The organism is Inquilinus sp., assembly GCF_039594555.1.
GTDB lineage: Bacteria > Pseudomonadota > Alphaproteobacteria > DSM-16000 > Inquilinaceae > Inquilinus.
This window is the reverse complement of record NZ_JBCNNF010000206.1, coordinates 1-12,093: the sequence shown is the minus strand read 5'-3', so window position 1 is coordinate 12,093 and position 12,093 is coordinate 1. Positions and strand designations below refer to the sequence as shown.

General features: G+C 71.8%; 13 protein-coding genes. 2 read left to right on the top strand and 11 right to left on the bottom strand.

Features of this window, described 5'->3' with window-relative positions; translation table 11 throughout:
• Positions 1 to 687 (top strand): oligopeptide/dipeptide ABC transporter ATP-binding protein (locus ABDW35_RS21105; protein WP_343715852.1); only part of this gene is annotated, 687 nt, incomplete at its 5' end.
• Positions 688 to 914: 227 nt separating this feature from the next.
• Here the strand turns inward: ABDW35_RS21105 and gndA are convergent.
• The 10 genes from gndA to ABDW35_RS21055 all read right to left on the bottom strand — a co-directional run bounded on the left by gndA (position 915) and on the right by ABDW35_RS21055 (position 9,976).
• Positions 915 to 2,342: an NADP-dependent phosphogluconate dehydrogenase gene (gene gndA / locus ABDW35_RS21100; RefSeq protein WP_343715851.1), complete on the bottom strand. Its 1,428-nt coding sequence runs from the start codon at positions 2,340 to 2,342 to the stop codon at positions 915 to 917.
• Between the two features lie 98 nt (positions 2,343 to 2,440).
• Entirely contained in the window at positions 2,441 to 3,403 is a 963-nt protein-coding gene (locus ABDW35_RS21095) for an alpha/beta hydrolase (RefSeq protein WP_343715850.1), read from the bottom strand.
• A gap of 16 nt (positions 3,404 to 3,419) precedes the next feature.
• On the bottom strand, positions 3,420 to 3,572 hold the full coding sequence (locus ABDW35_RS21090) for a hypothetical protein (RefSeq protein ID WP_161790435.1): 153 nt from the start codon (positions 3,570 to 3,572) through the stop codon (positions 3,420 to 3,422).
• Between the two features lie 22 nt (positions 3,573 to 3,594).
• Positions 3,595 to 4,299 (bottom strand): SDR family NAD(P)-dependent oxidoreductase, encoded by a 705-nt coding sequence (locus ABDW35_RS21085; protein ID WP_343715849.1) that lies wholly within the window; start codon positions 4,297 to 4,299, stop codon positions 3,595 to 3,597.
• Positions 4,300 to 4,392: 93 nt separating this feature from the next.
• The gene (locus ABDW35_RS21080) at positions 4,393 to 4,950 is read right to left on the bottom strand and encodes a flavin reductase family protein (RefSeq protein ID WP_343715848.1); all 558 of its coding nucleotides are present in this window, start codon (positions 4,948 to 4,950) and stop codon (positions 4,393 to 4,395) included.
• On the bottom strand, positions 4,947 to 5,891 hold the full coding sequence (locus ABDW35_RS21075) for an ABC transporter substrate-binding protein (RefSeq protein WP_343715847.1): 945 nt from the start codon (positions 5,889 to 5,891) through the stop codon (positions 4,947 to 4,949). Before ABDW35_RS21075 ends, ABDW35_RS21080 begins: the two co-directional genes overlap by 4 nt.
• Positions 5,892 to 6,040: 149 nt before the next feature.
• Entirely contained in the window at positions 6,041 to 7,132 is a 1,092-nt protein-coding gene (locus tag ABDW35_RS21070) for an LLM class flavin-dependent oxidoreductase (protein WP_343715846.1), read from the bottom strand.
• 21 nt (positions 7,133 to 7,153) lie between these two features.
• Entirely contained in the window at positions 7,154 to 8,323 is a 1,170-nt protein-coding gene (locus tag ABDW35_RS21065; protein ID WP_343715845.1) for an acyl-CoA dehydrogenase family protein, read from the bottom strand.
• A 4-nt stretch (positions 8,324 to 8,327) separates the two neighbouring features.
• Entirely contained in the window at positions 8,328 to 9,095 is a 768-nt protein-coding gene (locus tag ABDW35_RS21060) for an ABC transporter ATP-binding protein (RefSeq protein WP_343715853.1), read from the bottom strand.
• Between the two features lie 83 nt (positions 9,096 to 9,178).
• Positions 9,179 to 9,976, bottom strand: coding sequence for an ABC transporter permease subunit (locus ABDW35_RS21055; RefSeq protein WP_343715844.1), 798 nt, complete (start codon positions 9,974 to 9,976; stop codon positions 9,179 to 9,181).
• Positions 9,977 to 10,295: 319 nt separating this feature from the next.
• On the opposite strand from ABDW35_RS21055, the gene ABDW35_RS21050 reads away from it, so the two are divergent.
• On the top strand, positions 10,296 to 10,892 hold the full coding sequence (locus tag ABDW35_RS21050; RefSeq protein ID WP_343715843.1) for a nitroreductase family protein: 597 nt from the start codon (positions 10,296 to 10,298) through the stop codon (positions 10,890 to 10,892).
• 74 nt (positions 10,893 to 10,966) lie between these two features.
• Here the strand turns inward: ABDW35_RS21050 and ABDW35_RS21045 are convergent.
• A partial coding sequence (locus ABDW35_RS21045; RefSeq protein WP_343715842.1) for an amidase family protein occupies positions 10,967 to 12,093 on the bottom strand: 1,127 nt, incomplete at its 5' end.

Below are 12,093 nucleotides of genomic sequence, written 5' to 3'. Positions count from 1 at the left end.
CAGATCGTCTTCCAGGACCCCTATGCCAGCCTGAACCCGCGGATGACGGTGGGCGAGATCGTCGGCGAGGCGCTGACCATCCACGGCCTGGCGCGCGGCCGGCAGCGGCCGGAGCGGATCGCCGGGTTGCTGCGCCGGGTCGGGCTGCGGCCGGACGCGATCACCCGCTACCCGCACGAATTCTCCGGCGGCCAGCGCCAGCGCATCGGCATCGCCCGGGCTTTGGCGGTGGAGCCCAGCTTCATCGTGGCGGACGAGCCGGTCTCTGCGCTCGACGTCTCGATCCAGGCCCAGGTGGTGAACCTGATCCAGGACCTGCAGCGCGATCTGGGCCTGACCGTGCTGTTCATCGCCCACGACCTGTCGGTGGTCGAGTATCTCTGCGACCGCGTGATCGTGATGTATCTCGGCCGGATCATGGAATCGGCGCCGGCCCGATCGCTCTACACCGCGCCGCGCCACCCCTATACCCGCGCGCTGCTCTCGGCCGCCCCGGTGCCGGATCCGACGGTGCGGCGCGAGCGCATCCTGCTGCAGGGCGACATCCCCAGCCCGATCAGCCCGCCCTCCGGCTGCGTCTTCCGCACCCGCTGCCCGCACGCCGTGCCGGACTGCGCGGCGGTGGTGCCGCCGCTGCGCGAGGTTGCGCCGGGGCATGCGAAGGCGTGCATCCGGGACGATCTGTAGGCGGGGCATTGCCCGGCGCTGCTGGTTTTTTGCAGTCCCCCCTCCCCTTGCGGGAGGGGGGCACGGGGAGGGGGGCTGCGCGCGTCCGCGCGCGTATAGGTTGGATCGTGCCGGTCAGAGTCACGGTCCCGAAATGAGGCCGGTTCTCGCGGCGGGAACCCCCTCCCCCTAACCCCCTCCCGCGAGGGGAGGGGGGACTCGAAGGGGGTGAGGCCCGGGCGTCAGGCTCAGCCGTGCGCCTGGCTCCAGGGGCCGTGATGCTGGCCCTCGGCGTCGATGCGGCCGAAGCCGTGGGCGCCGAAGAAGTCGCGCTGGCCCTGGGTCAGATCGGCGGTCGAGCGGGCCTGGCGCAGCGCCAGCCAGCGCGAGGTCGCGGCCGACAGGGCCGGCACCGCATGGCCGTGGCGGAAGGCCTCGGCCACCACCTCGGTCAGCGCGCCGGCGGCGCCCTCGAACAGCGGCGTCAGGCCCGGCGCCAGCACCAGCGTCTCCAGATCCTTCGTCTCGTCATAGGCCGAGGCGATGCGGTCCAGCAGGGTCGAGCGGATGATGCAGCCGGCGCGCCAGATCCGCGCCACCTCGGCCAGCGGCAGCTTCCAGCCGTACTCGCGCGACGCCGCCGACATGATGGCGAAGCCCTCGGTGTAGGCCAGGATCTTGCCGGCCAGCAGCGCCTTCTCCAGCAGCTCGATCGCCGCCTCGCGGTTGCCGGCCAGGGTCAGCTTCTGGGCCGCGCCGGGGAAACGCTCGGACAGCGTCTTGCGCAGGGCACGCTCGGCCGATACGCCCCGCGCCTCCACCGCCGCGGTGATCGAGGAGGCCGGGGCGCCCAGCGCCAGCGCCTCGATCGCCGACCAGCGGCCGGTGCCCTTCTGGCCGGCGCTGTCGACGATGACGTCGACCAGCGGCTTGCCGGTCTTCGGATCGGTGGTCTTCAGCACCGTGGCGGTGATGTCGACGAGGTAGGAGGACAGTGGGCCCTTCGACCAGCGCTCGAACACGTCGCCGATCTCGGCCGGGGTCAGCCCCAGGCCGCGGCGCATCAGGCCGTAGACCTCGCCGATCATCTGCATGTCGGCATATTCGATGCCGTTGTGGATGGTCTTGACGAAGTGGCCGGCGCCGTCGGTGCCCAGCAGGGCGCAGCACGGCGTGCCCTCGAACTTGGCGGCGATCGCCGTGAAGATCCTGTCGACCCGGCCATAGACCTCTGGCTTGCCGCCGACCATGATCGACGGGCCGTGGCGCGCCCCTTCCTCGCCGCCCGACACGCCGACGCCGAGGAAGGCCAGGCCGGCCTTGTCCAGCGCGCCTTCGCGCCGCACGGTGTCGTGGAAATTGGCGTTGCCGGCATCGATCAGGGCGTCGCCCTTCTCCAGCAGCGGCTGCAGCCGGGCAATGGTCTCGTCGACCGCGGCGCCGGCCTGCACCATCAGCAGGATCGCGCGCGGCTTGCGCACGGCCGCCACCAGCTCCTCCGGCGTGCGGCAGGGCACCAGGCGGTCGGCCAGCGGGCCGGCCAAGGCCATCGCCTCGTCGGTCCTCTCCTGGCTGCGGTTGTACAGCGCCACCCGGAAGCCCTTCTCCGCCATGTTGAAGGCGAGGTTCCGGCCCATGACGGCCAAGCCGACGACTGCGATATCCGCGTCGCTCATCTGATGCCTCTTCTCTGTCCGCTGATGACCAGACGGCCGATCGATGAGGCTATCGATAGTCGCCCGCAGCAGCCTTGTCCATGCCGGCGGCCGGGTTGTCAGACAAGGTGCCGCTTCAGCGCCGCGACCACGTCATCCCGCGCCTCGCGGGCCCGGGACAAGAGGCGCGTCTGGGCCAGGAAGCCGTGCGGCATGTCGGGATAGACCTTGAGATCGTGCGCCGCGCCGATCCGGGTCAGCCGCTGGTCCAGGGCCAGCGTGTCGTCGAGCAGCGGGTCCAGCGCGGCGGCCAGCAGCAGCAGCGGCGGCAGGCCGCCGAGGTCGGCGGTCAGCGGCGCCGCCTGGGGATCGTCGCGCAGCGCCGGGTCGCGCAGGTACTGGGTCCAGAACCACTCCAGCCTGGCGGTCGACAGGCCGTAGCGGCCGTCGCCGAAATCGCGGTGCGACGGCGTGTCGTGGTTCGCCGACAGCATGCCGTAGACCAGAGCGCCGAAGCGCGGCAGCGTCTCGCCCAGGTCGCGCAGCCGCAGCAGCGTGGCCAGGGCCAGGTTGCCGCCGGCGGAATCGCCGCCGATGCCGATCCGCCCGGCATCCAGGCCCAGCGCCGGCGCATTGGCGCGCAGCCACTGCACCACGCCCACGGCCTGGTCGCGCGCGGTCGGGAATTTGTGCTCGGGCGCCAGAGCGTAGTCGAGGCCGACGACGATGACACCAGCGTCCCGCGCGACCTCGCGCTTCCAGCGGTCCAGCGAGTCGATGCCGCCCAGGGCGAAGCCGCCGCCATGGGCGTGCAGATAGGCCGGCAGCGGCCCGGCGGCGTTGTCCGGATAGTACAGCCGCACCCGCACCGGCACCGGCAGGTGGGACAGGACATGCTCCTCGACTCGGGCCAGCGGCGGGGCGTCCTGGTTCAGGAAGGCTTGCAGCGTCGCCGCATGGCCGCGGGCGACCACGACCGGCGTCGCCAGCACATCGGCCTGGACGATGCCGCTCTCGCGCAGCAGCGCCTGGCCGGCGAGGAATTCGGGGGCGAGGCCCGGCGGTGTCAGCGAATCCGGCATGGCGAAACCTCGGTCGTCAGCGGGGCGGGGGCAGCCGGATGGCGGCCCGGACCCGGTCCAGCAGGCGCGGCGCCGCCGGCCGGGTGCGGCGCGGCGGTTCGGCGCGATCCTCGGGCCCTTCCGGCAAGCGGCTCTCCAACGTGTGGATCAGCCAACCGATCGTGTCCATGGGGCCTCCGGTGCTCGGGATGTCAGAAGGTCTCCACCCAGGGCCGCAGCTCGATCTCCCAGCTCCAGGCGTTGCGCGGCTGGCGCAGCAGGTCGACATAGCTCTGGGCGATGGCGTCGGGGTCCAGGGTGCTGTCGGGCTTGGCCGGCGGGTCCTCGCGCCCGGCCTCGCGGATCTGGCCGTCGATCACGACATGGGCGACATGGATGCCCTGCGGCGACAGCTCGCGCGCCATGCTCTGGGCCAGGCCGCGCAGCGCGAACTTGCCCATGGCGAAGGGGGCGGAGCGGGCATAGCCCTTGACGCTGGCCGAAGCGCCGGTGAACAGGATGGCGCCGCGCTTCTTCGGCAGCATCCGCCTGGCTGCCTGCTGGCCGACCAGGAAGCCGCCGAAGGCCGTCACCGCCAGCACCCGCTGCACCTCGGCCGGGTTGAGGTCGGCCAGCGGGCCGCGCAGCCGGCCGCTGGCGTTGTAGACCACCACGTCCGGGTCGCCGCCGAAGCGCTGCTGCACGGCGTCGAACAGCCCGGCCACCGCCTGGGCGTCCGAAGCGTCGGCGGCGAAGCCGGCGGCGCCGGTCTCCTCCAGAAGCGGCTTCAACTTGTCGGTGTCGCGCGCGGCGACTGCGACGCGCAGGCCCTGGCGGCTCAGCAGCCGGGTCAGCGAGGCGCTGAGCCCGCTGCCGGTGCCGACGATCAGGGCGGACTTATAGCTCTCACGGCTCATGGCTGTCCTCGGGACCGGGATGGCTGCGCCGGGTTCGGCTCCGCCCTTGTCCTATCATGTCGGCGGCGACTTCCCCAGCCGCAAGGCGGTCTTTCAGACAGGGGGGCGGATCGCGCCATAGGCGCCACGCCAGTACAGCAGCGGGTCGGTGCCCCCGGCGCCATGCAGCGCCCGCACCCGGCCGATCAGGATGTCGTGGGAGTGGCGCTGGATGCGCTCCTCCAGCGTGCAGTCGAAGGCGACCAGCGCATCGGCCAGGATCGGCGCGCCGCTGGCCAGCTGAATCCAGCGGGCGCCGGCGAAGCGGGCCTCGCCCTTCTCGCCATTGCGGCCGGCGAAGCGGTCGGCGATCGGGTGCTGCGACGCCGCCAGCACATTGATGCCGAAATGGGCGTGCCGGACCAGGAGCGGCCAGGCCGAGGCCGAGCGGTTGACGCAGACCAGCACGGTCGGCGGGTCGGCCGACAGCGACACCACCGAGGTGGCGGTCAGGCCGTTGCGCTCCGCCCCCAGCCCGGCGGTGACGATGCTGACCGCCCCAGCCAGGTGCCGCATGGCGCCGCGGAAGGCGTCATTGGTCACCGGAGGATGGCGCTCCTCCATGGGTTCCAGCCCGGCGGCCGCCAGGGCAAGCAGGGTGTCGAGGCTCATTTCTTCGCCAGCTCCGCCAGCACCGGGTCGTTGAACGAGCGGTCCAGCACGGTGTTCGCGTCCAGCTGGGTCTGGATCAGCCCGGCGCGGAAATATAGGTCGACGGTCTTCTGCTCATCCGCCACCACCGCGTCGTCGATCGCCACCGGCCGCACCGCCTGGCGCGACAGGTACTGCAGCGCCACCTCCTGCGGCAGGCCGACCAGCTTGCTCCAGATCTCGGCATAGGCCGGATAGTTACTGGTGCCCCAGCTGCGCGCCTTGGCCAGCCGGCCGACGAAATCCTGCAGCGCCGCGCGCTTGGCCTCGATCGCGTCCGGCCGGGCGACCAGGAAGCTCAAGCCGGGCGTGATGTCGACGCCGGTGACGACGCGGCGTGCGCCTTCCTGCAGCTCCAGCTGCGAGGTGTAGGGCTCCCAGGTCGACCAGCCGTCGATGGCGCCGCTCGACAAGGCGGCCTTGGCCTCGGCCGGCAGCAGGAAGACGATGGTGACGGCGTCCGGCTTCAGCCCGGCATGCTCCAGCGCCGCCAGGATCAGCTGATGGCCGATCGAGCCGCGGCCGGTGCCGAGGGTCTTGCCGACCAGGTCCTGCAGCCCTTGAACCGGCGACTCCTTGGGCACGACGATGGCCAGCCCGTCCTGCTTCGACCGGATCGCGGCGATCGCCTTGACCGGCACCCCCGCGGCGGCGGCGAAGGTGAAGGGCGCGTCGCCGACGCTGCCGGCGTCGATGGCATCGGCGTTCAGCGCCTCCAGCAGCGGCGCGGCGGCCGGGAACTCGCTCCATTCCACCTTGTACGGCAGGTCGGACAGCACGCCGGCCGCCTCCATCACCGACCGGGCGTTGCCCTTCTGGTCGCCGACCCGCAGCACGGTCTCGGCGTTCGCCGCGCCGGTGATCGCCAGGGCCAGGGCCAGCCCGGCCAGGATGCGCTTCATGACAGGAACTCCGGACAGGCTCATCATGGGCTCTTGTTTTTGCTGTCATTGCCGGGCTTGACCCGGCAATCCAGAGGGTGTCGAGACCTCCTGGATGCCCGGGTCAAGCCCGGGCATGACAATGAAGAAGAGGCGGGTAAGACTGGCGTTTACTCTGCCGCCGTCGCACTGGCGCGGACCCGGTCGGCGACCAGCTTGCGGGTCAGCGGGATCAGCTCGCGGCCATAGTCGATGGCGTCGTCCAGCGGGTCGAAGCCGCGGATCAGGAAGGTGGTGACGCCGAGGTCGTAATAGTCCAGCAGCGCGTCGGCCACCTGCTCCGGCGTGCCGACCAGGGCGGTCGAGTTGCCCTTGGCGCCGGTCAGCGCGGCGATGCCGGTCCACAGCCGCTTGTCCAGCCGCGGGCCCTGCGCCGCCGCTTCCAGCAGGCGCAGCGACCCGGAATTGGCGGGCTCAACGGTGCGCTTGTAACCGGTCTTCTCCTGCACCGCGCGCGCCTGCTCCAGGATCGCGTCGGCGCGGGCCCAGGCCTTCTCCTCGGTCTCGGCCAGGATCGGCCGCAGCGACAGGCTGAAGCGCAGCTGCCGGCCGTGCTTCGCCGCCGAGGCCCGCACCCGTCCGGTCAACTCGCGCACCTGGGCGTGGGTCTCGCCCCACAGCGCATAGATGTCGGCATGCTTGCCGGCGACCTGGATCGCCGCGTCCGAGGCGCCGCCGAAATAGACCGGGATGTGCGGCGGCCGCACCGATTTGACGGTCGAGAAGCCGCGCTCGAACCGGTAATGCGCGCCCTCGTGATCGAAGGGCGCGTCGCTGGTCCAGATCTTCCGCAGGATGCCGAGATACTCGTCGGTGCGGGCGTAGCGCTCGTCCTTGGTCAGGAAGTCGCCGTCCTGGCGCAGTTCGGCATCGTCGCCGCCGGTGATGATGTGCACGGCGACGCGACCGCCGGTCAGCTGGTCCAGCGTCGCGAATTGCCGCGCCGCCAGGGTCGGGGCGGTGAAGCCCGGCCGGTGCGCGATCATCAGCCCCAGCTTCTCGGTCACCGAAGCGGCGTGCCCGGCGATCAGGATGCTTTCCGGCGAGGTCGAGTGGAAGGCGACCAGGGCGCGATCGAAGCCGGCGGCCTCATGCGCCCGGGCCACGGTCTCGATATAGGGCACGTCGATCACCGGCCCGCTGGCGGGGCGGGTCTCGGAGAAGTCGCGGGTGCCGATGAAACCGATGAATTCGACGCTCATGGCGAAATCCTCGAAGCGATGTCAGAGGCCGAGGGCCAGGCGGCCGGCGGCGAGGCGGATGGAATCGTCCTGCGGCGTGTGGATGCGGGCGCACAGCACGTCGCGGTAATGCCGCTCCAGCGGGTTGGCGCGGGCCAGGCCGGGATTGCCGGTCAGCCGCACCGCGGACTCGACCGCGGCGATGGCGTTGCCGGTGACGGTCAGCTTGACGATGCCGCTCTCATTGGGGGAGGGCGGCCGGCCGTCATCGACATCGCGCGCCGCGCTGGCGATCAGCCGGGCGTTGACCGCCAGGCGGGCCTCGATCTCGCCGACCGCGTCCTGCATCCGCGGCAGGGTTGCCAGCGGCGCGCCGAGATTGGCCGGGGCGCGGGTCTTCAGGAAGCCGACGAACCAGTCGCGGGCGGCGCGGGCGATGCCGTCATAGAGGGCGCCGATCAGCACCGCGCCCCAGGCCGACTTCACCGGCTCCGGCACGCGCCAGGCCTCGGGCGGGCGCAGGTCGACGGCGTGGTCGAAGGGCACGAGCACATCGTCCAGGATCACGTCATGGCTGTTGGTGGCGCGCATGCCGAGCTGGTCCCAGCTCTCCACCACCCGGATGCCGGGCGCGGCTGCCGGCACCAGGATGGTGCCGACGCGCGGCTCGGCCTCGTCGGTCACGGCCCAGACGGCGAGCCAGGACAGGATCGGGATGCCGGTCGAGAAGATCTTATGGCCGGAGACGCGCCAGCCCTCCGGCGTGCGACGGGCGATCGTGGCCGGCACGCCGCCGCGGGCGGGGGTGCCCAGCTCCGGCTCCACCCGCAGCGCGTTGATCAGCGAAACGCCGGCGGCCGCCTCGCGGCCCAGCCGCTCCGCCAGATGCGGCGGCCAGCCGCGCTCCTCCATCGAGGCGTGCTGCAGATACTGCATCGACAGCACCAGCGCGGTGGACGGCTCGCCTTGGGCGACGCCGCCGATCACGGTGGCCGCGTCCTGCAGCCCGCCGCCCAGCCCGCCGAAGCGCCGCGGCGTCACCAGGGCCAGCAGGCCCGCCTCGGCCAGCCGGTCGAAATTGGCGAAGGGGAAGGCGCCGCTGCGGTCATGCTCCGCCGCGGTCCCGGCGAACGCCGCGGCCAGGGCGGCCACGGTCTCCGCCAGGCTCGGCGGCGCGTCAACGCTGCGCAGGGGTTGCTCCGGCCGCGCCATCGCCTCAGGCCCCGGCGGGGATGGGATGGCCGGCGACCACGGGCCGCCCGGCGGGACGTGGAGCGGCCGGCGCCGCCCCGCCCTCGAACTCGTCGACGCCGAGATCGGCCAGCAGCTTCGTCCGCAGCCGGACGAAGCCGGGGTCGCCGTGGCGCCGCGGCCGGTCCAGCACGATCGGGATGTCGGTGGCGATGCGGCCCTCGGCCAGCACCAGCACCCGGTCTGCCAACAGCAGGGCCTCGTCGACATCGTGGGTGACCAGCAGCACCGCCGGGCGATGCGCCTGCCACAGCGACCCGACCAGCCCCTGCATCTTCATCCGGGTCAGCGCGTCCAGCGCGGCGAAGGGCTCGTCCAGCAGCAGCAGGCGCGGCTCGCGCACCAGGGCCCGGGCCAGGGCTGTGCGCTGCGCCTCCCCGCCCGACAGGGTCAGCGGCCAGGCGTCGATCCGATGCGACAGCCCGACCTCCTGCAGCGCCGCCACGGCGCGGTCGCGGGCATTCGATCCGGACAGGCCCAGCGCGACATTGCGCCAGACGCTCTTCCACGGCAGCAGCCGGGGCTCCTGGAACACCACGGTGCGCTCCGACGGCACGGTCACAGTGCCCGCCGGGGCGGGGTCCAGCCCGGCCAGGGTGCGCAGCAGCGTCGATTTGCCGGAGCCGCTGCGGCCCAAGAGGGCGACGAAGGCGCCGTCGGCGATGTCGAGGTCGAGATGGTCGAGGACGTTGGGGCCGCCGAAGGACCGGGTCAGGCCGCGGATGCGGACGATTTCCGGGCGGTCCTGCGGGGCGGCGTCGAGGTCGGCGCGATGCCGGGCTGCGGAGAGGGGCACGGGGCGCATCCTTTCGAGGCTCAGGCCTTGACGAAGCTGGGGCGCCAGCGCAGCACGCTGCGCTCGATCGCGCGGACCAGCTGGTCGGCGCCGAGGCCGAGCAGGGCATAGACGATCAGGCCGACGAAGATGATGTCGGTGCGCAGGAAGTCGCGCGCGGTCATCACCAGGTAGCCGATGCCGCTGGAGGCGTTGATCTGCTCGCCGATCACCAGGCTGAGCCAGGCGGAGCCGAGCGAGTAGCGCAGGCCGACCAGGGCGGAGGGCAGGGCGCCCGGCAGGATCACCTGGCGCACCAGCTCGCGCTGCGACAGGCCGAACACGCTGGCGGCCTCGACCAGCTTGGCGTCGACGCCGCGGATGCCGGCGAACAGCGTCAGGTAGATCGGGAAGGCGGAGCCGAGCGCGACCAGCGCGATCTTCGGCGTCTCGCCGATGCCGAACCACAGGATGAACAGCGGCACCAGCGCCAGGAAGGGCAGGGTGCGCAGCATCTGCATCGTGGCGTCGACCAGGTCCTCGCCGCGCTTCGACAGCCCGGCGACCAGCGCCAGCGCGGCGCCGGTGGTGACGCCGAGGGCCAGGCCGGCGGTGACCCGGCCCAGCGAGACCAGCAGGTGCTGCAGCAGCTCGCCCGAGGCCAGCAGCGTCCAGAAGGTGACGATGATGGTGGCCGGCGAGGCGATCGACCGCGGCGGGATCAGCCCGGCGGAGGAGCCGGCCTGCCAGAGCAGCACGATCACCAGCGGCGGGATGAAGCGGCGGAACCGCTCGATCCGGAAGCCGCCGGCAGGCTGGGTCAGCGAGAGGGTGGCCAAGGCGATGTCCTGTTGCCGGGGGGCGGAAGGCACAGCGAGCGCCGCTGAGATGTAGATAATGGCGGATGGACAATCTCAGTCAATGTTATTTTGCAATAAACATCAAAATATAAGTGTATAATATCTAATGTGTTGATCTGGTTAAGACCTGTCTGGCGGCGATAAGGCCAAGCGAGCGTCTCGACCGCGGCCGCAGAGCAGCGATGCCGTCCAATTGCACATTCAGAAATTGGTTTGACGTTCCTTTGGCCGGCATCAAAATGGTCTTTTGCGATCAGCCGCAGCCCGCCGGTCGTCCGGACCGGCCCATGGAGCCGACATGACCAGCCTCAACGGCCGCGTGGCCGAGCACGAGATCGATGCCCTGTTCCTGCGGCGCTGGTCGCCGCGCGCCTTCATCGAGGAGGCGATCCCGGAGTCGGAGCTGCTGCGCTTCTTCGAGGCGGCGCGCTGGGCGCCCTCGGCCTACAACGCCCAGCCCTGGCACTTCGTCTATGCCCGCCGCGGGACGGAGGGCTGGCCGGTGTTCCTCGAGATCCTGAACGAGTGGAATCGCGGTTGGGCACAGCATGCCGCCGCGCTGATCATCGTGGCGTCGAAGGCCAGCTTCGACCAGCCGGGCAAGGGCGAGACGCCGTTGCCGACCCATTCCTTCGACGCCGGTGCCGCCTGGTCGAACTTCGCCCTGCAGGCGCTACTCGCCGGCTGGCACACCCATGGCATGGCGGGATTCGACCGCGACAAGGCCCGCAGCCTGCTGGGCCTGCCGGCGGACTACGCCGCCGACGCCGCTATCGCCATCGGCCGGATCGGCGACAAGTCGATTCTGCCGGAGAGCCTGCAGTCGCGCGAGGCCCCCAGCGGTCGCAAGCCGCTTAGCAGCATCGTATCGGAAGGGACATTCCAGGCCGGGTAGCGGCACCGGCTCCGTCCGGGGGGACGGGGAGGGGAGAAGGGCCCGGCCGAGGGGGACTTGGCCGGGCCCTTCGATCAGCCGCGCTGGTCGATGCCGGCGGCCTCGGCGGCCAGGCCGATGGCCAGCAGCCGGGCGTCGTCGCCGGCGGGGGCGGAGAGCAGCAGGCTGGTCGGCAGGCCGCGCCCGTCCAGCCCGGTCGGCAGGGCCAGGCCGCACAGGGTCAGGACGTTGCCGATCATGGTGTTGCGCAGGCTGCGCAGGTTGATCTGGTGGTACAGGTCGACATCGGCCTCCAGCGGCGCGATCTCCGGCGCCGCATGCGCCACGGTGGGGAAGGCCAGCAGGGCGCCGCCCAGCTCCGCCGCCAGCGCCGCGGTCAGCCGGCGGCGCATGTCCTGGATCGCCAGCAGGCTCAGCGCCGTCATCCGCTTGCCGGCCGTGATGCGGGAGGTGATGCGCGGGTCGACGCGGCCGGCATCCGGCCCCTCCATCAGCTCGCGGTGGAAGGCATAGGACTCCGCCGACGTCAGCGAGCCATGGGCGGCGCCGGTCGCGAACATCTCGTCGATGACGGGCAGACGCCGGCGCTCGATCTTCGCCCCGGCGGCGGCCAGCACCGACAGCGCCCGCTCGAAATTGGCGACCACGCCGTCCTCGGCCTGGTCGAACACCACATTCTCCGGCACCACCAGCCGCAGGCCGGCCAGCTCGGCACGGCGGATGTCGGTGGCCACGGCGCCGCGCAGGGCGGCGTCCAGCAGGATGCAATCCTCCACCGTCCGGGCCAGCGGGCCGACCGAATCGAGGGTCTGCGACAGCGGGTAGACGGCGGTCTTGTCGATTCGACCCTCGGTGGTCTTCAGGCCGACCAGCCCGTTGAAGGCGGCGGGGATGCGGACCGACCCGCCGGTGTCGGTGCCGATGGCGCAGGGGGCCAGGCCGCGCGCCACCGCTACGGCGGAGCCGGAGGAGGAGCCGCCGGGCACCCGCGGCGAGGTGGCGTCGAACGGGTTCGCCGGGGTGCCGTAGTGCGGGTTGATGCCGAGGCCGGAAAAGGCGAACTCGCTGAGATTGACCTTGCCCAGGCTGACCATGCCGGCAGCGGCCAGGTGGCGGGCGATCGGCGCGTCGGCCTTGGCCGGCGGGGCGTTCCGCAGCACCTCGGCGCCGGCGGTGGTGACCGTGCCCTCCAGGTCAACCA